The following is a 21,698-nucleotide window of genomic DNA, read 5'->3' on the forward strand; positions in this document are numbered from 1 at the left end:
GTCAGGCCGTCTCCCCGTGCGCTCGGCCGGCCTGCACGCCGAGGATTCTGTCCGCCACATTCGCGGCCTGGCGGGCACGGTGCTGCAGGTCGTAGAGGGCGCGCGCCTCCTGCCAGGCGCCCACGGCGTCGGCGGTGCGGCCGACGGCACGGTACACGTCGCCGAGGTGGACCAGGGTGTCCGCCTCCTCGTAGGTGTCGCCCAGCTCGCGGCGCAGCGTCAGGGCGTGGAGATAGTGCCGCAGTGCGGGCGCGTGCCGGCCGCTGTGGTGGGCGATGTAGCCGAGGCTGTCGGAGGTGTACGCCTCACCCTCGCGGAACCCCTGCTCGCGGCAGAGGGCCAGGGCCCGGTGGCAGTAGCGGGTGGCCTCCTCGTAGTCCTGCAGGCGGGCGTGGTACCAGCCGAGCGCGTTGAGTGCCTCGGCCTCGCGGGCGGGGTTGGCGAGGGTGGACCGGATGCGCAGGTTCGCGGAGGCATGGACGAGGGCCTGCCGGTAGTCGCCGACGTGTTCGCATGCGAGCGCGAGGTTCAGCTGGGTCTGTGCCTGGCCGTCGGCATCGCCGGCCTCCTCGTATCCGGCCGCCGCCTGCCGGAGATGGTGCAGCGCGCGTGCGTGCTGGCCGAGTGGGACGTACGCGCGACCCAGTAGCCGGTGGTTGAGGGCGAGGTCCGTCGGGTTTGCGAGCGCCTGGGTGGCGGTGATCGTGGCCTGGAGCATGGCGACGCGGACGTGCAGGTACCCTCGCCGCCACTGGAAGGTGTCGAGTGCCCAAGCCAGCCGCCACACCTCGGCGTGCCGGCCGTGCTCCACGGCGTCCTGGTGCACGGCCAGCAGGCACTCGTGTTCCGCCTCGAACCAGACCATCGCCGTGGCGGCGTCGGTGAGAGGGCCGGATGGCGGTGCCGGCCCGGGGCCCGGCGTGATCGGGGTGCGCCGCGGCGACAGCAGCCGGTCGGCGGCGAGGGCGGTGCTGGTGTAGAACGACGTCAGCCGGTGCCGCGCAGCTTCCACGACGGCGGCGGCCTGATCGGATGCGCAACGCTCGGCGGCGTACAGATGCACGAGGTCGTGCATCCGGTAGCGGCCCGCAGTGTGCTCCTGCAGCAGATACGCGGCCGCCAGCCTGCGCAGCGCGACCCGCGTCCGGGCGGCGGACCGGCCGGTCAGCGCCGCCGCGGCGCAGAGGCTGATGTCCGGTCCCGGCGCGGTGCCGAGCAGCCCGAACGTTCGCGCCAGGTCGGAATCGAGAGCATGGTACGAGGCGGAGAACACCGCCCGCAGGTCTGCGTTGAGGTCGTCGGCGTCCAGGGCGTCGAGCCGCGCCGAGCGGTCGGCGAGCTCCTCGGCCAGCGCGGCCAGCGGGAGGCCGGACTGGATGCGCGCCCGGGCCGCCACGATGCTCGTGGCCAGCGGCAGCCCCGCGCAGTGCGCCACGAGCGCAGCGACGGCCTGGGGCTCGCGCGTCGCCCGATGCCGGCCGAGGTGGTGCACGAGCAGTTCCTGCCCCTCGTGCCTGGGCAGCATGTCCAGGGCCAGCGGCCGGGCGCCGTACGCGGTGACCAGCCCGGCGAACTGCCGGCGCCCGGTGACCAGGACCATGCAGGCCGGGCTGCCGGGCAGCAGCGGCTCGACCTGCGCCGTGCTCTGGGCGTTGTCGAGCAGGATCAGCATCCGCTGGCCCACGACGAGGCTGCGGTACAGCGCTGTCCGGCTCGGCAGGTCCGCCGGGATCTCGGCCGGCGCGATCCCCAGCGCCTCGAGGAAGCCGCGGAGGGCGACCGACGCGGGTACCGGGTTCCCGGCCGGATCGAAGCCGCGGAGGTCGACGTACAGCTGCCCGGCCGGGAAGCGGTCGATGTTGCGGTGCGCCCAGTGCAGCGCGAGCGACGTCTTGCCGATCCCGCCGGTGCCGCCGATGACCGCGATTCCCATGACGTCACCGGTGCCGGCGACCCGGTCCAGCTCGGCGATCTCCCCGGCCCGGCCGACGAAGACGGCCGGTGGCGCCGGCAGCTGACGCGGGGTCTGCACCTGGCGCCGGGCCTGCGCCGCCGGCGCGTTCGCCGCGTCGAGCGCCGGGTCGGCGGCGATGATCCGCTCGTGCAGCTGCTGCAGTGCCGTGCCCGGGTCGCTGCCCAGCTCCTCCTTCAGCCGCCGCCGAGTCAGCCGGTAGTGGGCCAGCGCGTCGGCGACGCGGCCGCTGCGGAACAACGCGAGCATGAACTGGCCGGCCGCTCGCTCGTCCAACGGATACGCCTCGGTCTTGGTGAGCAGCTCGGCCAGCAGCTCACCGTGGTGCCCCAGCCGCAGCCGGATGTCGCAACGGTCCAGTTCGGCGGCGAGCCGCTCCTGGTCGGTGGCGTCGCGCTGCAGGTTGAAGTACGGGGTGTCGAGGCCGGCGAAGGCGTCGCCGTGCCAGAGGCCGAGCGCCTCGCTGAGCAGGGCCGAGGCCGTATCGTCGTCGGGCGCGGAGCGGCCCTGCGTGCACAGGTGCCGGAACAGATGCAGGTCCACGGTCAGGCGGTCGATCTCGAGCAGGTAACCGCCTGAGCGGCGGTGCAGCAACGGCCGGCCGGACGCCGCGGTCAGGGTACGGCGCAGACGCGACAGGTAGCTGTACAGCGTCGGCTGCGCCCGCTGCGGCGGCCGGGCCCCCCACACCCGCTCGACGAGCTGGTCGGCCCGCACGACCTCGCCGGCGTCGACCAGCAGCGCCGCCAGCACCCCGCGCTGCCGGGCATGTCCAACCTCGATCGGCGTTGCGCCCCTGTGTGCCTCGATACTGCCGAGCAACCGGAACTCCAACGTCTCGTCGATCCTCCTTCGTCCGTTGCTGCCCGTGCGGGTGCCGCACCGGCTGCATCCATGGTGCCGTACCGCTCGAACCGGGGTTGACTCCCAAGATCGTAGGCCCGAGCCCGTCGTGCCCGCCGCCCCTCGCCTCCCCACCTGCGGCAACACGCGGGCATGAGGGTCAGCCGTTGATTTGCTGCAGAAGGCCCGCTCGTAGCCGACTGCGTCGGCGCCGCGGTTCGGTCGCCTCGCGGGATGCGCAGTAGGCGCGCAGCACCGTCTCGGCGGGGTGCGGCGCATCGGCCCCTCCGGATGTCAGAAGTGTGCCATCATTCCGCCCTCCATCTCGGGCGCGACAGAACTCTGACATCGCCATTCGGCGCTTTTCCGTGCTTTTCCGAGGCCAGTGCAGCTTTGTTGGGCAGCGGTTACATAGTTGGAACGGTCGAGAAATGTCAGAGTAATGACACGGGGCCAATCTGCTCTCACCTGCAGCAGCGGGCTGCACCTCGTTTGGCCAGAACCGGGCTGGGCGCTTGGGACGCCGGCGGCTCGGCCCGGGACATGAACATCCGCACCATCCGCTGTGCCGCGAGCCCGGCGTCACGCCTCCTTGTCCAGGAACGGAGTTCCCGCATATGTCCACCACCAGCAAGCGGCTGCGCACGCTTGTCGCCACGGGCGCCTTCGCGACGGCCGTCGCCCTCGTGCTCGCCGGCTGTGGCGCGCGCGCCGGCGACGAAACGTCCGCCAGCAAGTCGGCCGGACCCAGTTGCGTCGACACCTCCGGCAGCACCATCAAGCTCGGCTTCCTCAACTCCCTCACCGGCGGCATGGCGATCTCCGAGAAGACCGTCTCCAACGTGCTGCACATGGCCGCCGACGAGATCAACGCCGGCGGCGGCATCCTCGGGAAGAAGATCCAGTACGTCCAGGAAGACGGCGCCACCGACTGGCCCACCTTCGCGGAGAAGACCGAGAAGCTGCTCACCCAGGACTGCGTCGGCGCGATCTTCGGCGGCTGGACCTCGTCCTCCCGCAAGGCCGTCAAACCGGTCGTCGAGAAGAACAACGGCCTCTTCTTCTACCCGGTGCAGTACGAGGGCCTCGAGGCGTCGCCGAACATCTACTACACCGGTGCGACTACGAACCAGCAGATCATCCCGGCGATGGACTTCCTCGCCTCCAAGGGGGTGAAGAAGCTGTTCCTCGCCGGCAGCGACTACGTCTTCCCGCGCACCGCGAACGCGATCATCAAGCTCTACGCGGCCAAGCTCGGCATCCAGATCGTCGGTGAGGAGTACGTGCCCCTCGACAAGGACGACTGGACCACCCAGGTGGCGAAGATCAAGGCGGCCAAGCCCGACTTCATCTTCAACACCATCAACGGCTCGTCGAACGTCGGCTTCATCAAGGCCTACTACGACGCCGGCCTCACCGCGGCGACGACGCCGATCATCTCGGTGTCGATCGCCGAGGAGGAGGCGCCGGCCATGGGCCACGAGGTCACCGGCCACTACGCGTCCTGGAACTACTTCCAGTCGCTCAAGACCGACACCAACCCGAAGTTCATCGACAGCTGGAAGGCCTACCCGAAGAGCAGCGGCGTCACCTCCGACCCGATGGAGGCCGCCTACATCTCGCTGTACCTGTACAAGGCCCTCGTCGAGGCGGCCGGCTCGTTCGACGTCAACGCGATCAACGCCGCCGCGAAGAAGAACACCATCACGTTCGCCGCGCCGGAGGGCACCGTCACGCTCGACGGCGAGAACCACCACATCTCGAAGCCGGGCCACATCGGCCGGATCAACGCCAGCAACCAGTTCGACATCGTCTGGTCCTCCGACAAGTTCATCAAGCCCGACCCGTTCCTCAACGGCTACGACTGGTTCCCGGCGAACGTCCGCGACCAGCTCGTGAAGGCCGCGGGCTGATCGCCCCACTCCTTGCACGGACGCGGGGTTGCGTGTCGCTGCGGCGGGCAACCCCGCGTATCCCCAAAAAATCGGAGAAACACACAGAGAGCGAGAGCACGTGGACGCATTGATCCCACCGCTGCTGAACGGCAGCGCACAGGGTGCGCTGCTCCTGCTCGCCGCGCTCGGCCTCTCGCTCACGTTCGGTCAGATGGGCGTGATCAACATGGCCCACGGCGAGTTCCTCATGATCGGCGCCTTTACCGCCTACCTCGTCCAGCAGGTGATCGACTCCAGCGATCTGTCGATCCCGGTCGCGCTGCCGGTCGCGTTCGTCGTCGCCGGACTGTTCGGCCTTCTGCTGGAGGCCAGCATCATCCAATGGATGTACCGCCGGCCCCTCGACACCCTGCTCGTCACGGTGGGTGTCAGCCTGATCCTGCAACAGGCGGCGCTGCAGATCTTCCCGTCCCAGGGCGTCCCGGTGGAGAAGCCGGGCTGGCTCGACGGGCAGCTGAACATCCTCGGCTACGACTGGCCGCTGCGGCAGGTGTTCACCATCGTGCTCGCGACCGTCTGCGTCGCCGCGCTGGCGGCCTGGCTCAAGTACACCTCGTTCGGCCGCCGCATCCGGGCGACCGTGCAGAACCGGGACCTCGCCGAGACCGCGGGGATCTCCACCCGCACCGTCGACCGCCTGACGTTCTTCGTCGGGTCGGGGCTGGCCGGGATCGCCGGAGTGGCCGCGTCGCTCGTCGGCGGCACGAACTCGCAGATGGGCGCGCAGTACATCATCCCGGCCTTTCTCGTCGTCGCCGCCGGCGGCATCGGCCAGCTCAAGGGCACCATCGTCGCCGCGCTGGCGGTGGGCGTCGTCCTGTCGTGCTTCGCCTACTGGACGACCGGCAGCCTCGCGCAGGTGTTCGCCTTCATCCTCGTGATCGTCTTCCTGCAGGTGCGCCCGCAGGGCCTGTTCACGGTGCGAACCAGGAGTCTGGTATGACCAAACTGAAGCCATGGCTCTCCCTCAGCGGGATCGGGGTGTTCGCCGTCCTGCTCCTCGCGGTCGCTCCCCTCGTGCTCACCGATCACTGGCTCGGCAACCTCGGCAAGTACTGCTGCTGGGCGATGGCCGCCGTCGGCATCGGCCTGGCGTGGGGCCGGGGCGGGATGCTCGTGATGGGGCAGGGGGTGTTCTTCGCCCTTGGCGCCTACTCGATGGCCATGCACCTCACGCTGGAGACCGCCGGTGACGGGGTCCCGGGGTTCATGGTGCTCTACGACCCGCTCGCGCCGCTCCCGGCGTTCTGGGAGCCGTTCCGCAGCACGGCGTTCACCCTGCTGGCGATCGTGCTGCTCCCGGTGGTCGTGGCCGGCATCCTCGGCTACGCGCTGTTCAAGCGCCGCGTGAAGGGCGCGTACTTCGCGATCCTGACGCAGGCGCTCGCCGTCGCGCTCGCCACCCTGATCAGCTCCACGATCCGCGAGACCGGCGGCGACACCGGGCTCAGCGACTTCAAGTACTTCTTCGGTTTCGTGCTGAAGGACCCGGCGAACAGGAATATGGTGTACCTCATCGCGGCCGCGCTGCTCGTGGTGTGCCTGCTCGTGGTGTGGCAGCTCTACCGCAGCCGCTTCGGTGAGCTTCTCGTCGCCACCCGCGACGCCGAGGAGCGCGTGCGCTTCCTCGGCTACGACCCGGCCAACATCAAGCTCGTCACCTTCGTCGTCGCGGCGCTGATGGCCAGCATCGGCGGGGCGATGTTCGTGCCGATCGTCGGCATCATCACGCCGGCCGAGATCGGCGCCGCCGCCTCGATCCTCATGATCGCGGGCGTTGCCTTCGGCGGCCGCGCCTCGCTCTTCGGCCCAGCGCTCGGTGCGATGGCGGTCGGATGGGGACAGTCGAGCCTCGGCTCCACCTGGCCCGACGGCTGGACGTACATCATCGGCCTGCTGTTCATCGTCGTCATCCTCTTCCTGCCGAAGGGCCTGTCGTCGGTGTTCGCCAGGTTCACGGCAGCGCGCCGGAGCCCCGGTGAACGGCCCGCAGCTGCGACCGCCGCCGCCCTGCAGCTCGAGGAGGCGAAGTCGTGACCGACGCCTCGCTCGTCGTCACCGACCTCCACGTCGAGTTCTCGGGCTTCGTCGCGGTCGGCGGCGTCTCCTTCGACGCGCACCCGGGCGAGGTCCGGTTCCTCATCGGCCCGAACGGCGCCGGCAAGACGACCTGTATCGACGCCATCACGGGGCTCTCGCCGGCGACCGGGTCGGCGCGGCTCGGCGACCAGGAGCTGCTCGGCCGGCCGGTGCACAAGATCGTCCGGCTCGGGGTCGGCCGCACGTTCCAGACCGCCAGCGTCTTCAACGAGCTCTCGGTGCTGCAGAATCTCGACATCGCCGCCGGGCGCCACCGCCACTGGGCCTCGCTGTTGCGGGCCCGGCGCGGCGTCGACCCGTCGATCGAGCAGGCGGTGGAGGAGACGGGACTCGCCGGCGAGCTCGCCACGCCGGCCGGCATCCTGTCGCACGGCCAGAAGCAGTGGCTGGAGATCGCGATGCTGCTCGTGCAGGACGCGAGGGTGCTGCTGCTCGACGAACCGGTCGCCGGCATGAGCCAGGACGAGCGGACCGCGACCGGCGAGCTCCTGCAGCGCGTTGCGGCGAAGCGCATCGTGCTGGTGGTCGAGCACGACATGGACTTCATGCGCCGCTTCGCCACGCGCGTGACGGTGCTGCACCAGGGCAAGGTGCTCTCGCACGGCTCGGTGGCCGAGGTGCAGGCCGACCCCAAGGTCCAGGAGGTCTACCTCGGCACGGCGGGCGCCGCGACCACGGCCGCGATGTCGGTCGTGCCCGAAGCAGTAGCCGTGACGCAGCAGGAGGAGGACTCACATGCTTGAGCTCACCGACATCGAGGCCGGCTACGGGCGCACGCGGGTGCTGCACGGGGTGACGGTGCCGGCCGGGAAGGTCGTGGCCGTGCTCGGCCACAACGGCGCCGGCAAGACGACGCTGCTGCGGGTCGCGATCGGGCTCATCAAGCCGACGAAGGGCCGCGTGTTCTTCGACGGCGAAGACATCGCGTCGCTCGCCCCCAACAAGCGCGTCGCTCGCGGCATGGCGTACGTGCCGCAGGGCCAGCAGGCGTTCGGGCAGCTCACCACGCTCGAGAATCTGCAGCTCGTCGCCGACGGACGCCGGCGCGGCAAGGCCCTCATCGACGCGCAGATGGCGCGTTTCCCCGCGTTGGAGCAGTTCGCAGCCCGGAAGGCCGGCCTGCTCTCGGGCGGGCAGCGCCAGCAGCTCGCCATCGCCCGCGCCCTCATCACCGAGCCGAAGCTGCTCATCCTCGACGAGCCGACCGAGGGCATCCAGCCCACGATCGTCGCCGAGATCGAGCGCACGATCGTACAGCTGGCCGGCGAGGGCATCAACGTGCTGCTCGTCGAGCAGCACATCGGCTTCGCCCTCGAGGCCGCCGAGCGTTACGTCGTGCTCGCCTCGGGCTTCGTCACCCAGACCGACGAGGGGGGCTCGGCAGCCGTCTCCACCGTGCGAGCCGCCATGGCGATCTGAGCTCGACCGATCTGAGTCCGACCGATCTGAGTCCGACCGATCTGAGCCGACACTGCCGGTTTTCGGGCCGGCAATGGGTTTGTAACAACGAACCCGGAGGATGCCCCACGCCCGGCGCGTGAGGGGATGCCACTGTGAGCAGGACAGGCAACGCGCGCGCGGCCGCGGAGGACAGCCTCGAGGACTATGCCTTCCGATATGTGCCGCGCACCTTCCGGCGCTGGAGCGCGGCCACCGTCGGCGCGACCGCCCTCGGGTCCATCGCGTTCCTCGCCGATTTCTCGATCGGCGCGACCATCGGCATCGACCACGGTACCGCCAATGCCATGCTCGGCATCCTGTTCGCGTCGGTCATCATCGTCATCGTGGGCGTACCCGTCGCCTACTACGCTGCCCGCTACAACCTCGACCTCGACCTCATCGCCCGTGGCTCGGGATTCGGCTACTACGGCTCGATCATCACAACCGTGGTCTTCGCCGGCTTCACCTGCATCTTCTTTGCCTTGGAGGGCGCCATCATGGCGCAGGGGCTGCAGGTGGCGACGGGGACGCCGCTGTGGCTCGGCTATCTCATCTCGACCGTGGTCGTGATCCCGATCGTCATCTACGGCATGCGTGCGCTGGAGCGCCTGCATTTCTGGACCACGCCCCTGTGGCTCGTCCTCGCCCTGCTGCCGCTGCTGTGGATCATCGTCTCCGACCCCGGGTCAGTGCGCGCCTTCACGTCGTTCACCGGCAACTCCGACGGCTCGATCAGTTTCGGCGCCGTTGTCTCGAGCGCGGCCGTGTGCTTCGCCCTTACCCCGCAGCTGGCAGAACAAATTGACTACATCCGCGCCATGCCGCCGCGCACGCCGTCGAACGCCCGCTCGTGGTGGACGTCGTTCGCATTGTCCGGCCCGGGCTGGGTCATCTTCAGCAGCACCAAGCAGATGATCGGGGTGTTTCTCGCCGTCTACGTCCTCGTGAAGGTCGATCCCGCCCTCGGGCACTCCGCGACGGAACCGGTCAAGCAGTTCGTCGGCATGTACCAGACCCTGTTCCCCGACTGGCTCGCCGTCGCCCTCGCCCTCATGCTCATCGTGGTCGCGCAGGTGAAGATCAACGTGACGAACGCGTATTCGGGCTCGCTCGCCTGGTCGAACGTCTTCACCCGGGTGGCCAAGCACTACCCGGGTCGCACGATCTTCGTGCTGCTCAACCTCGTGATCGCGTACGCGCTGATGATGCTGGACGTGTTCACCCTCATCTCCTTCGTCCTGAGCCTGTACGCGAACGTCGTCATGGCGTGGCTCGTGACGATCGCCACCGACATCGCGATCAACAAGCTGGTGCTGCGCATCTCGCCGCGCTTCCCGGAATTCCGCCGCGGCATGCTGCACGACTGGAACCCGGTGGGGCTCGTGTCGGTGGGGCTCGCCTCGGTGCTTTCGCTGCTCGCGTTCGCCGGGCTGCTCGGCACCGCCGTCAAGCCGTTCTCGGTGCTCATCGCGATCGGCGTCGCGTTCGTCACCACGCCGGTCATGGCCCTCGCCACGCGAGGGCGCTACTACCTCCGCCGCCGCTCCGACGGCATCGACTCTCCCCTGTTCGACGAGCACGGCAACCCCTCGGGCGAGCGGCTCCGCTGCCATGTCACCGGGTACATGTTCGAGCGACCGGATATGCTGGCCTCGGCCCAGCGAGGGGCGCACGGCCAGGTGCAGTACGTCTCGTCGCTGGCGCTCACGCTCGACGACTCCGATCGCTACGTGCTTCCGCCGGAGGTCACCGGCCCCCCGCACTGGGCGATCGACCGAGGCAGGGGAACGTGATGGAGGAGCCGGCCGACACCGCGACCGCGATTCTGGCGAGCGCGGCGGTTCTGCTGCGTGAGCACACGTTCGACGACATCTCCTATCGCGCCCTCGCCGACGAGGTCGGCATCTCGGAGCGCACGGTCTATCGCCAGTACCCCACGCGTGCACACCTGCTCGCCGCGCTGTCGAACTGGATCGAGCAGACCCATTTCCCGCTGCCGCCGTTCGTGACCGTTGCCGATTTCCGCGCTGCCGTGCACGAGCGCTTCCGCGCCTTCGACGCGTCGCCCGCCTACGCATTCGTCGGCGCACGGGCGTCCACGATCTCGCTGACGCTCGACGCCGGGCCCGCCTACTTCACGCGTGCGATCGAGGCGATGCTCGACGTGTCGGCTTCGACGCTCAACCGGCGGGATCGGCGGCGGGTCGCGGCATCCCTGCGTTACTTCTCGTCGGCGATGTTCTGGGCGCGACTGCGCACGGGCTTCGACCTGGATGCCGCCGAGATCTGCGACGCGTTCGATCGCGCCGTGGGCACAGTGCTCGCGAGGCTGCCCGACGCGACGTGGGCGGAGCCGGGAGCCGGTCGATGGCCGTCCCGGCGCTGACCGGCACGCAAGCGGCGATCCTCGCCGCCTACGCCGAGCTGATCGAGGAAGTCGGCAGCGACGACGTGTCCTACCGGCTCGTCGCCCGCCGGGCCGGCATCGCCGAGCGCACGGTGTTCCGCAACTACCCTACGCGGGTCGATCTGCTGCTGGCGACCGCAGCGTGGATCGAGGCGACGGTGTTCGTCCGCGAGGAGTCACACTCGATCTTCGACATCCCCCTCGCGATCCGCGACGCGATGCAGCGGTACGACGCGCGGCCCGAGCTCGCGCACGTCGTCGCCGAGACGGCCATGCGCGGCGTGAGCGGCGCGGCGCCGTCGCTCGGCCGGGCACACCTCGAGCGGCTGCTGGACGCCGAGGTGCCGTCCCTCGACGCGGCGCAGCGCAGAGCGGTCATCGTGGCGCTGTCCCACCTCGACTCCGCCGCGACCTGGGTGACGTTTCGCCGCGAGTTCGGCATGGACCGGCGTGACATCGCCGACGCAGCCGCATGGGCAGCCGAGGCGGTGCTCGACAGCATCCGCGACCGCGTCGTCCCGTAGGCGCCGGCCGCTGGGCCGGCCGCCGCCGACGTCCGACATCTCGACACGGCGGTAGTTCGACAGGACAGCGACGGTGCGTGGGCCGGCCGACGCTGCCGGCCAGGCACGGTTCGGTTCGGTCCCTGGGCGTTGACAGTGAACATCATACGAATTACTTTCGGCACGGCTGCCGAGATCCGGTACCGCGACGAGCTCTGCGCCAACGCGGTCATCGACGGCCGCTGTCCACAGGCGGCCGGTGAGGTGCTCCTCAGCGGGCCGAGCGGCTCGGCGTCCGCGTCGGGGGCCGGCTCGAGGTGGCGGCCGGGCCGGGCGCGGCGGCGCGGGCGCTCCGGCTGGTCGGGATCTACCGCCCGGCCTCGCCGCTGTCGTGGTACTGGGCCACGGCCCCCGACGCCGCCTGGACCACGTTCGACACGGTGGCCGGCGCCGAGGCCACCGTCCGGGCCACCTTCGACGCCGTCGTCAGCCCGGCCGTGTTCGCCCGCGGCGAACTCGCCGACGCGGTCGACCGGGTCCGGCGCGTGCCGCTCGACGTCAACACGACCGGCGCCGAGCTCGCCGCGCGGATCGCGCCGATCGGCGGGTCGTCGAGCGCGGGGTCCTGCTCGCCGCGGTGCAGCTGGCCGTCATCGGGTGGCTGGCGATGGCGGTCGCGGCCCGGTACGCCGCCGAGGAGCGCCGGTTCGACGCCGCGCAGCTCGCGCTGCGCGGGGCCCGGCGCTGGCGGGTGGTCGTGGCGACCAGCGGGCAGAGCGGCGTGCCGGCCGCGGCCGGGGTCGTGGCCGGCGGGCTCGCCGGGGCGGTCACCGGCGGCGTGGACCGGCTGTGGATCGCCGGCGCGGGCCTGGCCGCCGTGCTGGCCGGCGCGGTGCTGGCCGACTGGCGGACCACCCGGCTGCCGGTCGAGCGGCTCCTGCACGCCGCCGCCCCGAAACCGCCCCGGCTGGGTGCCGCGGTCGTCGAGGTGTGCGTGCTCGCGCTCGCCGGGGCGAGCACCTACCAGAGCCTCGCGTCCGACGACGCGATCGGCGTGCAGTTGCCCGCCCCGGCGCTGCTGGCCGCGTCCGTGGCGATCCTCGCGGGTCGGCTGGTGGTGCCCGCCGCGACGGCCGTGGGGCGCTCGGCGCTCGGCTCCGGACGGCTCGCGGCCGGCCTCGGCGCGCTGCTGCTGGCCCGGCGCTCCTCGGCGTACCGCATCCTGCCCCTGCTCGCCGCGGCCGCCTGCCTGTTCCTGCTCGCCGCGCAGGACTGGGCCGGGGCACGCGAGGCCCGGCACCAGCGCTCCCAGGTCGAGACCGGCGGCCAGCGGGTCCTCACCGTCGCCGCCGGAGACCGGGTGCGGCTGCTCAACGCGGTCCGCGCGGCCGACCCGGGCGGCCACGAGGCGATGGCCGTCGTCGCCGGGGTCGGGCCGGGCGGCGAGCATGTGCTCGCGGTCGACTCGCCCCGCCTGCGCGACGTGCTCGCCGCCCCGGCCGCGCTGGACAGCCGCCGGCTGCGGCCGCCGGCCCCGCCGCCGATCATGGTCGCCGGCGGCAGCCTCACGCTGACGGCGAGCGTGCCGGCCGCCGACACGCTGCCCGACGCCGGCGACCAGCCGCCGGCCGGACCACCGGTGCTGCTGGCCTCGCTCGTCGTCGCCGCCACCGGCGCCCCGGTGACCGCCCGGTTCACGCCCGTCGACGGCGCCGGCGGCACGGTCAGCGCCAGCGCGCCGGACTGCCGGGCCGGCTGCCGGCTCGTCTCGTTCGAGCTCGTCGGCGGCCGCGCCGTCGAGCTGCGCCGGCTCGACGCCGATGGGCGGACCGTGATCACCCCGGCCGTCTTCGCCGACCCCGGCCGCTGGCGCACCGGGGCGGGCAACATCGCCGCGACGGTCAGCATGCGCCCGTACGACGGGCGGCTCGCCCTGGCCGCCGTCCCGCCCGGCCTGTCGAAGCTGCCGGTCGACGGCCGGCTCTACGTCGTCGACGCGCCGCTGCCGCTGCCGGTGGCCGTGGCCGGACGCCTACCTGGGATCGACGGGCGGGGCACCGGCACGCTCGACCCGTTCGGCAGCCGGGCCGTGCCCGTCGAACCGGTCGCCGCGCCGCTGCTGCCGGGCATCGGCCGGCGCGGCGTCCTCGTCGACCTCGAGTACGCCGACCGGGTCGCCGGCGGCGCCACGAGCGCCGAGCGACAGCAGGTGTGGCTCGCCCCCGGTGCGCCGGCCGACCTGACCGACCGGCTCCGCGCCGCGGGGCTGACCATCGTCGCCGAGGACTCGGTCGGCGCGGCCGACGCCCGGCAGGAGCGGTTCGGCCCGGCCGCCGCGGCCCGCTACGGCCTGCTCATGGGCCTGCTCGGGCTGCTCGCCGCCGGCATCGCGCTCGCGGTCATCGCCGCCGTCCAGCGCCGTGCGCGCCGCGACGAGCTCGCGGCGCTGCGCCGTCAGGGTCTGCCGGCCCGGATGCTGGGCGCCGCCGGGCGCTGGGCCGCGCTCGCCCCGATCGGGCTGGCCGGGCTGGCGGCGGCGCTCGTCGCGGCCGTGGCCCGGGCGTGGAACCGTTCTGCGGTACCGGTGTTCACCGACGGGTGGCCGGACCCGGGCGGCGGGTCCGCGCTCGCGCTGCTCGTCGGCGCGCTGGTCGTCGCCGGGGTGTTCGCGGCGGGCGCGCTGGCCCCGCAGTACCGCGGCATCGGGTGGCCATGGCGGCGCTGATGCTGGCCATGCTGCGCGCCCGGCGCGGCCCGGCCCTGACCCTGTGGCTGCTCGCGGTGCTGGCCACGGCCGCCGCGGTGGCGGCGCCGATCTACCTCACCGCGATCGACCGGGCGGTCGTCGCCGGCGAGGTCGGGCACGCCGGCACCGCCGAGCGCACGCTGTGGGTCTCGGCGCCGGTCGAGCGGGCCGCGGGCGGCGCGATGCCCGACGAGTTCGAGCGGCTCGCCGCCGAGAAGGTGCAGCTGAGCGGGTTCGTCAGCGTGTTCGGCACGGAGTTCCTCGCCATGCCGGCGGGCCGGGACACGGCCGGCAGCGACCAGGTCCGCCGCGTCGCGTTCCGCGAGGACCTGTGCGCCCACGTCGTCGTCGTGGCCGGGCGGTGCCTGATGGGCGGCGGCGAGACGGTCCTCACGGCGGCGCTCGCCAAGCGGCTCGGGCTCGCCGTCGGCGATCGGGTGAGCAGCCAGGCCACCACCTTCGACAGCGCGCGCAACAGGTTCGTCCCCGCCGGCCGGCCGTGGACGCTGACGATCGTCGGGCTGGTCGCGGCCCGCGACCCCGGCGAGCTGTACTGGGGCCGGAGCGTCGGCAGCGAGCAGGACTACCAGAACGACCCGCTGTACGTCGCCCGCAACACCCTCGAAGGCGCCGACCACCCGCGCGAGCTGCAGTCGTTCGAGGCGTACGCGACCGACGGCGCGATCACCCTGGACCGGCTGGCCGCGCTGCGCGGATGGCTCGCCGCCGCGGCCGAGGACGACGAGCAGGGCCGGGTCAGCGTCAGCACCGCCCTGCCGAACCTGCTCGACCGCATCGACCGCAGCCGCGAGCAGGCCCACCGCGTCATGCCGCTGGCCGCGATCCCCGTCGTTGCCCTCGCCTGGGCCGTGATCCTGTTCGCGGTCGCCAACGCCGCCCGGGCCCGGCGGTACGAGTACGGCGTCGTCGCGCTGCGCGGGGTACCGAGGCCGGTCCTGTGGTGGCTCGCGGCCGGTGAGCCGGTTCTGGCCGTGCTCGCCGGCGCCCCGGCCGGCCTGCTCGTGGGCCGGCTCCTGGTCGGCGCGGCCGCGCCCGCCCCCGCCAACCTGGACGCGACCGCGCTGCCCTACGCCGGGATCGCCGTGCTCGGGGCGCTGCTCGCCGGCCTCGTCGTGCAGCTGCGCACGGTCGGCGCGCCCGTCGTCGCGCTGCTGCGCGAGGTCGACCGCGGCGCCGCCCGGCGGCCGGCGCTGGTCCTGGAGACGCTCGCCGTGCTGCTCGCCGCGGCCGCGGTGCTCCAGCGCCGCAGCGGCGTGCTGACCGGGGTGACGCTGGTCGCGCCGGCGCTGGTCATCGCCGGGCTCGCGCTGCTCGCGGCCCGGCTGCTGCGGCCGCTGGCGGCCCGGATCGCCGCCCGCGGCCTGCGCCGCGGCGCCCTCGTCCGCTCGCTCACCGCGCTGCGGCTGGCCCGGCGGCCCGCCTCGCAGCGGCTGCTGGCGCTGCTGGTCGTGGCGTTCGGCACGCTCGGGTTCGCCGGCCTGGAGACCGTGGTCGCCGACCGCGACCAGCAGGACCAGGCCGAGCTGGCCGTCGGCGCGCCGACCGTGCTCTCGATCGGCCCGACCACCCGCGCCGAGCTGCTGCAGGCGACCCGGGCGGCCGACCCGCAGGGCCGCTACGCCATGGCGGCCGTCCCGATCCCGGCCGTGAGCGCGAACCTGCCCTCGTCGCTCGCCGTCGACTCGACGAGGCTCGCGGCCGTGGCGTACTGGCGCGCCGACTACTCGCCCGAGCCCGTGTCGGCGCTCGCCGCGCGCCTGCGGCCGGCCGCCGGCGCCGGCGTGACGCTGACCGGCGCCACCGTGGGCCTCGACCTGACCGCCGTGGACCTCGCGGGCAAGCCGGCGACCGTGACGGCGCTCGTCGCGCCGGTCGGCGGCGTCCGGCGGGTCGAGGTCGACTTCGGGCCCCTGTCGATCGGCCGGCACTGGTACACCGCGCCGGCGCCGGGCTGCGCCGCCGGCTGCCGGCTCGTCTCGCTGCAGTTCGGGCTGCCGAACTACGTCGGGCCGCCGGTCCGGCTCACGCTGCACGCGATCCAGGGTCAGCCGTTCGGCGCCGACTGGCGGATGCCGGCGGGCGCGACCGCCGCCGCCACCGGCGACGGGCTCGGGGTCACGCTGCCGCCGTCGCCGCGCCGCGAGGCCGGCAGCCTCCTGCCGCCCGACGTCCCGGCCGCCCTTCCCCTCGTGTCGACCGGCCCGCTGCCGCCCGACGGCGCGTACGCCTCCTTCGACGGCCCGGTCGGCGCCGCCGTCGTCGGCCACGCCGAGCGGCTCCCTCGCCTCGGCCGCCGCGGCTCGCTCGTCGACCTGGAGGCCGCCGACCGGGCGGCGACCGGCTCGGACCGCACCGACTTCGGCGAGGTGTGGCTGGCCCGCGACGCGCCGCCGGCGATCGCCGCGGCGCTCACCGCCGCCGGGCTGAGCATCGTGGGCCGGCGCGCCGTCGCCGACCAGCGCGCCGTCCTGGCGCGCGCCGGCTCGGCGCTGGCGCTGCGCTTCTTCGTGCTCGCCGGCGTGCTGTCGGTGCTGCTCGGCGTCGCCGGGCTGGCGGTCACGACGATCGCCGCGCCGCGCGGCGAGCTGGCCCCGCTGCGCGTGCAGGGCCTGCCGGCCCGGGTGAGCCGCCGCGTCGCGTGGTGGTCACCGGCGGCGCTCGTCCTCGCCGCCCTGCCGCTCAGCGCCGCGTGCGCCGTTGCCGCGTGGCTGCTGCTCGGCACCGCGGCACCGCAATAAAGCCTCACGCCGCCTGGCGCACCGACATCACCGCCCACGGCGGCAGGTCGACGTCGATCGCGAGCACGCCGTCCGCGGGCACGGTGAGGGTGAAGCGGCGCAGCGAGTCGGCGACCACGCGCAGGTACGCGGTCTGCTCGCGGGACGGGTTGAGGGCGGCGCCGAGCCGGTGCCACGCCTCGGCGACGTTGCCGTGCTCCCAGTCCAGCACCTCGACGAGGAAGGCGGTGCCCGGCTCGAGCCCGCCGACCGAGTGCCGGACCCGGCGTGCCGGACCCAGGCCGGCGAGCTCGCGCGTCGCCGCGTAGGTGCCGGCGGTGCCGATCGACCGCAGCGCCATCTCGTCGGGGTAGTTGAAGAACAGCGCGGACACGGCCGACGTGCGGCTGTCGCGGGTCACGACGCCGTCGGGCGCCGCGAGCAGGAGCCGGTCGCCGAGCCGCCCGAGCATGGCGAACGCGTGGAACGTGGGCTTGTGGATGCCGGCCTCGTTCATCAGCCCGAACCCGCCGTGGAACGGGCCGATGCCCGCCCCGCCCTCCTCGAACACGTCGGTGAACGTCCAGTAGGAGATGGAGTCGGCGAGCGTGGCCGACATGAGGTACGAGCGGGTGATGAAGGTGGCCGCGAACAGCGTGTCGTGCATGAAGTCCCGGGCCGACGGCGAGGTCGACCACTCGGTGATGTGGATCTCCGCGTCCGGGTAGGCGCTGCCGGCGACGAGGCCGCGCAGGAGGGTCAGGTCGTCGATCGTCGCGTCGGCGTACCGGGCGATGTGCACGCCGCGGCCGTCGGCGCCGTAGGCGAAGTCGGTCGGGTACAGGTGCGTGGAGACGAAGTCGACGGGCAGGTCGCGCGCGACGCAGTAGGCGAGGAAGTCGTCGATCCAGACCGGGCGCCAGTTCAGCGCGTCCACGTCGCGCGTGGTCGCCGTCAGGCGCATCGCCGAGCGGTCCTCGACCTCGCCCTTGTACCGGTCGTCGGGCACGAAGACGCTCGTCGCCGGGCCGCCGACCTTCAGCTCGGGGTCGATCTTCTTGACCGCCCGCACGGTCTGCTCGTACAGCTCGAAGTACTGCGTCTTCGTGCCCGTCCAGAAGTGCGGCACCAGGTTCGGCTCGTTCCACACCTCGAACCGCCACTGGCGGACCTCGGCCGGCCCGTACCGGTCGATCCAGTGCTCGACGGCGGCGGTGACCAGCTCCACCCAGCGGCCCATGTCCTTGGGCGGGCTGCCGTGCGCGCCCCACCAGAACACCGTCTCCGGCACCGTGGCCAGCTCGCGCGGCATGAAGCCCAGCTCGACGAAGGGCCGCGCGCCGCGTTCGAGGATGAAGTCGAACACCTTGTCGACGTAGCTGAAGGTGTACAGCGGCGCCGGCAGCGGCGTGTTCGGGCCGAATCCGTGGCCGTAGCTCTCCCGGTACACGAACATATCGTCGTGGAAGACGCCGTGGAAGCGGACGTAGCGAAACCCGCAGGTGTCGACGGCCTCGGCGAACTGCGCCTGCCAGTCCGCGCGCAGCGCCTCGTTCGCCCGCCCCGCGCCGACGCAGGCGGCCCAGACGTGCGGGAACGGGCTCTCCTCGCGCGCCTCGCCGTCGACCCGGAACGGGGACTCAAACACAGCGTCGTTCGTCATGGCCTCGTTTTCCTTGCCGGGTCCGGATCGGGGTCAGCCCTTGACCGCGCCGAGCGACAGGCCCGACTGCCAGTACCGCTGCAGGCTGAGGAACGCGACGATCAGCGGAACGATGGTCAGCAGCGCCGCGGTGACGACCAGGTTCTGGATGAGCGCGCCGTTGCCGGCGGTCGAGCCCAGCTTGTTCCACTCGTTGAGCCCGATGGTCAGCGGATACCAGTCGGGGTCCTTCAGCATGATCAGCGGCAGGAAGTAGTTGTTCCAGATCGACACGAAGGAGAACAACAGGACCGTGACGCTGGCCGGTGCGAGCATCGGCAGCGCGATGCGCAGGAACGTCCGCAGCTCCCCGGCGCCGTCGACCTTCGCCGCCTCGAGCAGGTCCGTCGGCACGGCCTCGGCGGCGAACACCCACATGAGGTACAGGCCGAAGGGGTTGACGAAGCACGGCAGGAGCACGGCGAGCGGGGTGTTGGTGATGCCGAGCCGGGCGAACAGCAGGAACTGCGGGATGGCCAGGGCGATGCCCGGCACGGCGATCGAGCCGAGGACGACGAAGAGGAACAGGCGCTTGCCGCTGAACCGCAGCTTGGCGAGGGCGTAGCCGCCGAGCGCGGCCAGGAACGTCGAGACGGTCGCGCCCACCACGACGTAGAGCAGGGTGTTGAGCAGCCACCGGGAGAAGATGCCGTCCTGGTAGCGGAACACCGCCCCGATGTTGTCCCAGAGCGCGAAGCTGCGGCCGGGCGCGAGCCCGAACGTGGAGGCGAAGTCGGGCTGCGACTTGGTGGCGTTGACGAGCAGCCAGCCGAGCGGCAGCAGGCAGTACAGCGTGAACAGGCCCGTCACCACGGTCAGCGGCACGCTCTTGCGCGGGTTGTCCACGGTGTGCAGCCGGTCGCGGCGGGCGGTCGGCGCGGCGGCGGTCGGCGCCGACGCGGGTCGGGTGCTAGCGATCGAAGGCATGGCGCAGTCCTCTGAGCTGCACGGCGTAGGCCACGACGATGGTGATGGCCGCCATGACGAGCGCGAGGGCGGCCGCGTAGCCCTGCTGGGATCCGGTGAACGCGAGGTGGTACGCGTACAGGTTCGGCGTGTAGTAGGTGGTGATGCCGCTGTTGGCGACCATCGAGGGCAGGATCTGGGGCTCGTTGAACATCTGGAAGGTGCCGATGATCGAGAAGATGATCACGATGACGAGCGAGCCGCGCAGCGCCGGCAGCTTGATCCGGCGGACCACCTGCAGCTCGCTCGCCCCGTCCAGCGCGGCCGCCTCGTACAGCTCGTGCGGGACGGCCTTGAGCACCGCGTAGAAGATGAGCATGTTGAAGCCGGTGAACGCCCACGTGACCATCACGCCGATGGAGATCAGGGTGGTGTCGGGGGTGAACGGGTTCAGGTCGGTGCCGGCGGCGGAGTTGAGGCTGCCGAACAGGCCGTACTTGACGCCCAGCATGAAGCCCCACATGAGCGTCGACACGACCGCCGGCACCGCGTAGGGCAGGAAGATCGACACCCGCATGAACCGCAGGCCGTGCAGGCGCCGGGAGTCCAGCGCCAGCGCGAGCGCCATGGCCAGGACCAGCATGACCGGCACCTGGACGAGCGTGAACCGGAAGACCCGGCCCACGCCCTCCCAGAACTGCGGGTCCTGGACCAGGTTGCGGTAGTTGTCGAGCCCGGCGAACGTGTTGCCGCCGATGAGCCGCTGCCGGAAGAAGCTGAGGTAGGCGGCGTACCCGATCGGCACCACGTACACGAGCAGGAACAGCAGGCCGAAGGGTGCGATGAACGCCAGGCCGGCCTGGCTTCGGCGGCGTTTGGCCATGTCCGTCAGTCCCCCTTCTCCGTCAGTCCACCTCTTCCGTCAGTCGACCTTGAAGCCCTGCTCGTTGCCGTACTTGACCATGCGTTGCTTCCACTCGTCGAGGATCCCCGCCAGCGAGCCCTTGCCGGTGGTGTACACCTTGGCGGCGATGTCGCTGTAGATGGAGCGGGCCCACTCGAAGAACGGCGGGTACTGCCAGCCGGTCGCGACGCTCGTGGACGCCTCGGCCAGCACGGCGCCGACCGGCTGGCCGCCGAAGTACTGGTTGGGCTTGGTCTGGGCGTCCTTGCCCTCCAGCACGGCCTTGTTGGGCACGAACGCACCGGCCTCGACCCGCGGGGCGAGCCCGGCGCCGTGGGTGAAGTACTCGAGGAACTTGAACGCCGCGTCCTTGTGCTTGGACGCCGCCGGGATGCCGAAGGAGCTGCCGCCGTTCTCGGCGCCGACCTTCTCGCCCGCGTTCCACTGCGGCATCAGCGCGACCCGGAACTGGCCGGCGGCCTGCGGCGCGCGCTCCGGCAGTGTGGACTGCAGCCACCCGCCCATGATCTGCGAGGCGAGGCTGCCGTCGTTGAGCGTGCGGTTCCAGTCGTCGGACCAGGCGTTGACCTTCGTGTTGAGCAGGCCCTCGTCGAGCATCTTCTGCCAGAACGCCACGGCCTTGGCCGAGCCCGGGTCGGTGAAGTCGATGTGCACCTTGGTCCCGTCGACCTTGAACGGCCGGCCACCGGCCTGCCACATGAGCGAGAGCAGGAAGAACAGGTCGCCGGTGTCCTGGGCGATGTAGTAGTTGGGGCCGAGCGCGTGGATCTTCTGGGCGTCCGCGTGGTACTCGTCCCAGGTTGCGGGCGGCTGGTCGATGCCGGCCTTCTTGAGCGTGGCCTGGTTGTAGAACATCGCCGACGGGCCGTAGTCGGACGGCAGGGCGTACGCCTTGCCGTTGACGGTCACGTCGTTCCACGCGGCCTCGACGTAGTCCTTCTTGAGGTCCCCCGCGCCGAACCTCCCGAGGTCCTCGAGCTTGCCGGGGATGGCGAAGTAGGGCACCGCGAAGTACTCGAACATGGCCAGGTCGGGCACCCCGGAGCCGGCCTGGATCGCGTTGTCCAGCGCCGTGTACTCGTCGAAGGACGAGCCGGCGTTGACGACCTTGACCGTGATGTTCGGGTTGGCCGCCTGGAAGCCGGCCACCGACTTCGCCACGGTGCCGTCCCAGCTCCAGACGGTGAGGCTCACCGGTCCCTTGTCGCTGTCGCCGCTCCCGCCGTCACCGCCGCTGCAGGCCGCCAGGGCCAGGACCGCCACGACCGCCGTGGAGAGCAACCGAGCCTGCTTGGAAAGCCGCATGTGCCGTCCCCTTCCGCCTCCAGCGCAATGGATCGAAACATTTTCGCAACTTATTCGGTGCCGCGTACGCTACGCGCGGCCGTCAAACCCCGTCAAGCACCCGAAGATCGCCCGCACGGAGTGGGGTGGTACCTTCGAAATACTTTCGATCGCGAG

Annotated in this window: 16 protein-coding genes; 10 read left to right on the plus strand and 6 right to left on the minus strand. The window is 71.9% G+C overall.

Annotated elements, in window-relative coordinates; genetic code table 11:
- Position 1 precedes the first annotated feature (1 nt).
- Complete coding sequence (locus tag ACQEVU_RS07745) at positions 2 to 2,806, minus strand: BTAD domain-containing putative transcriptional regulator (RefSeq protein ID WP_433321853.1); 2,805 nt, start codon at positions 2,804 to 2,806, stop codon at positions 2 to 4.
- 626 nt (positions 2,807 to 3,432) lie between these two features.
- Here ACQEVU_RS07745 and urtA point away from each other — a divergent pair.
- The 8 genes from urtA (at position 3,433) to ACQEVU_RS07785 (ending at position 11,241) form a co-directional block, all read left to right on the plus strand.
- Positions 3,433 to 4,728: an urea ABC transporter substrate-binding protein gene (gene urtA, locus ACQEVU_RS07750; protein WP_433321854.1), complete on the plus strand. Its 1,296-nt coding sequence runs from the start codon at positions 3,433 to 3,435 to the stop codon at positions 4,726 to 4,728.
- A gap of 100 nt (positions 4,729 to 4,828) precedes the next feature.
- Positions 4,829 to 5,713 (plus strand): urea ABC transporter permease subunit UrtB, encoded by an 885-nt coding sequence (gene urtB / locus ACQEVU_RS07755; RefSeq protein ID WP_433321855.1) that lies wholly within the window; start codon positions 4,829 to 4,831, stop codon positions 5,711 to 5,713.
- Positions 5,710 to 6,807: an urea ABC transporter permease subunit UrtC gene (urtC, locus tag ACQEVU_RS07760; protein WP_433321856.1), complete on the plus strand. Its 1,098-nt coding sequence runs from the start codon at positions 5,710 to 5,712 to the stop codon at positions 6,805 to 6,807. The genes urtB and urtC overlap by 4 nt, the downstream gene beginning before the upstream one ends.
- Positions 6,804 to 7,613 carry an urea ABC transporter ATP-binding protein UrtD gene (gene urtD / locus ACQEVU_RS07765; RefSeq protein ID WP_433321857.1) on the plus strand — a complete coding sequence of 270 codons (810 nt, stop codon included), beginning with the start codon at positions 6,804 to 6,806 and terminating at the stop codon, positions 7,611 to 7,613. The genes urtC and urtD overlap by 4 nt, the downstream gene beginning before the upstream one ends.
- Positions 7,606 to 8,289: an ATP-binding cassette domain-containing protein gene (locus ACQEVU_RS07770; protein WP_433321858.1), complete on the plus strand. Its 684-nt coding sequence runs from the start codon at positions 7,606 to 7,608 to the stop codon at positions 8,287 to 8,289. Before urtD ends, ACQEVU_RS07770 begins: the two co-directional genes overlap by 8 nt.
- Before the next feature lie 134 nt (positions 8,290 to 8,423).
- On the plus strand, positions 8,424 to 10,103 hold the full coding sequence (locus ACQEVU_RS07775) for a purine-cytosine permease family protein (protein ID WP_433321859.1): 1,680 nt from the start codon (positions 8,424 to 8,426) through the stop codon (positions 10,101 to 10,103).
- Complete coding sequence (locus tag ACQEVU_RS07780; protein WP_433334846.1) at positions 10,103 to 10,696, plus strand: TetR/AcrR family transcriptional regulator; 594 nt, start codon at positions 10,103 to 10,105, stop codon at positions 10,694 to 10,696. Before ACQEVU_RS07775 ends, ACQEVU_RS07780 begins: the two co-directional genes overlap by 1 nt.
- Positions 10,678 to 11,241: a helix-turn-helix domain-containing protein gene (locus ACQEVU_RS07785; protein WP_433321860.1), complete on the plus strand. Its 564-nt coding sequence runs from the start codon at positions 10,678 to 10,680 to the stop codon at positions 11,239 to 11,241. Before ACQEVU_RS07780 ends, ACQEVU_RS07785 begins: the two co-directional genes overlap by 19 nt.
- A gap of 346 nt (positions 11,242 to 11,587) precedes the next feature.
- Here the strand turns inward: ACQEVU_RS07785 and ACQEVU_RS07790 are convergent, their stop codons facing one another.
- The gene (locus tag ACQEVU_RS07790) at positions 11,588 to 11,785 is read right to left on the minus strand and encodes a hypothetical protein (protein WP_433321861.1); all 198 of its coding nucleotides are present in this window, start codon (positions 11,783 to 11,785) and stop codon (positions 11,588 to 11,590) included.
- Between the two features lie 72 nt (positions 11,786 to 11,857).
- On the opposite strand from ACQEVU_RS07790, the gene ACQEVU_RS07795 reads away from it, so the two are divergent.
- The gene (locus tag ACQEVU_RS07795) at positions 11,858 to 13,945 is read left to right on the plus strand and encodes a hypothetical protein (protein WP_433321862.1); all 2,088 of its coding nucleotides are present in this window, start codon (positions 11,858 to 11,860) and stop codon (positions 13,943 to 13,945) included.
- Entirely contained in the window at positions 13,933 to 16,725 is a 2,793-nt protein-coding gene (locus tag ACQEVU_RS07800; protein WP_433321863.1) for a hypothetical protein, read from the plus strand. Before ACQEVU_RS07795 ends, ACQEVU_RS07800 begins: the two co-directional genes overlap by 13 nt.
- A gap of 4 nt (positions 16,726 to 16,729) precedes the next feature.
- Here the strand turns inward: ACQEVU_RS07800 and ACQEVU_RS07805 are convergent, their stop codons facing one another.
- Genes ACQEVU_RS07805 through ACQEVU_RS07820 form a run of 4 tightly spaced genes read right to left on the minus strand, consistent with a single transcriptional unit; the run spans position 16,730 to position 21,542 of the window.
- On the minus strand, positions 16,730 to 18,367 hold the full coding sequence (locus ACQEVU_RS07805; protein ID WP_433321864.1) for a GH39 family glycosyl hydrolase: 1,638 nt from the start codon (positions 18,365 to 18,367) through the stop codon (positions 16,730 to 16,732).
- Positions 18,368 to 18,400: 33 nt separating this feature from the next.
- A complete protein-coding gene (locus tag ACQEVU_RS07810; RefSeq protein WP_433321865.1) occupies positions 18,401 to 19,333 on the minus strand; it encodes a carbohydrate ABC transporter permease in 933 nt (310 codons plus the stop codon).
- On the minus strand, positions 19,317 to 20,195 hold the full coding sequence (locus ACQEVU_RS07815) for a carbohydrate ABC transporter permease (RefSeq protein WP_433321866.1): 879 nt from the start codon (positions 20,193 to 20,195) through the stop codon (positions 19,317 to 19,319). Before ACQEVU_RS07815 ends, ACQEVU_RS07810 begins: the two co-directional genes overlap by 17 nt.
- A gap of 39 nt (positions 20,196 to 20,234) precedes the next feature.
- Positions 20,235 to 21,542: an ABC transporter substrate-binding protein gene (locus tag ACQEVU_RS07820; protein WP_433321867.1), complete on the minus strand. Its 1,308-nt coding sequence runs from the start codon at positions 21,540 to 21,542 to the stop codon at positions 20,235 to 20,237.
- Between the last annotated feature and the right edge of the window lie 156 nt (positions 21,543 to 21,698).

The sequence above is a fragment of the Dactylosporangium sp. CA-139066 genome, assembly GCF_050936175.1.
In the GTDB taxonomy this organism is placed as follows: Bacteria; Actinomycetota; Actinomycetes; order Mycobacteriales; family Micromonosporaceae; genus Dactylosporangium.

Bases quoted from the DNA above. Each gene is read 5' to 3' on its own strand.
- urtA (WP_433321854.1), top strand. From the start codon at position 3,433: ATGTCCACCACCAGCAAGCGGCTGCGCACGCTTGTCGCCACGGGCGCC.
- urtC (WP_433321856.1), top strand. From the start codon at position 5,710: ATGACCAAACTGAAGCCATGGCTCTCCCTCAGCGGGATCGGGGTGTTC.
- ACQEVU_RS07770 (WP_433321858.1), top strand. From the start codon at position 7,606: ATGCTTGAGCTCACCGACATCGAGGCCGGCTACGGGCGCACGCGGGTG.
- ACQEVU_RS07780 (WP_433334846.1), top strand. From the start codon at position 10,103: ATGGAGGAGCCGGCCGACACCGCGACCGCGATTCTGGCGAGCGCGGCG.
- ACQEVU_RS07785 (WP_433321860.1), top strand. From the start codon at position 10,678: ATGGCCGTCCCGGCGCTGACCGGCACGCAAGCGGCGATCCTCGCCGCC.
- ACQEVU_RS07800 (WP_433321863.1), top strand. From the start codon at position 13,933: ATGGCGGCGCTGATGCTGGCCATGCTGCGCGCCCGGCGCGGCCCGGCC.
- ACQEVU_RS07805 (WP_433321864.1), bottom strand. From the start codon at position 18,367: ATGACGAACGACGCTGTGTTTGAGTCCCCGTTCCGGGTCGACGGCGAG.
- ACQEVU_RS07810 (WP_433321865.1), bottom strand. From the start codon at position 19,333: ATGCCTTCGATCGCTAGCACCCGACCCGCGTCGGCGCCGACCGCCGCC.
- ACQEVU_RS07815 (WP_433321866.1), bottom strand. From the start codon at position 20,195: ATGGCCAAACGCCGCCGAAGCCAGGCCGGCCTGGCGTTCATCGCACCC.
- ACQEVU_RS07820 (WP_433321867.1), bottom strand. From the start codon at position 21,542: ATGCGGCTTTCCAAGCAGGCTCGGTTGCTCTCCACGGCGGTCGTGGCG.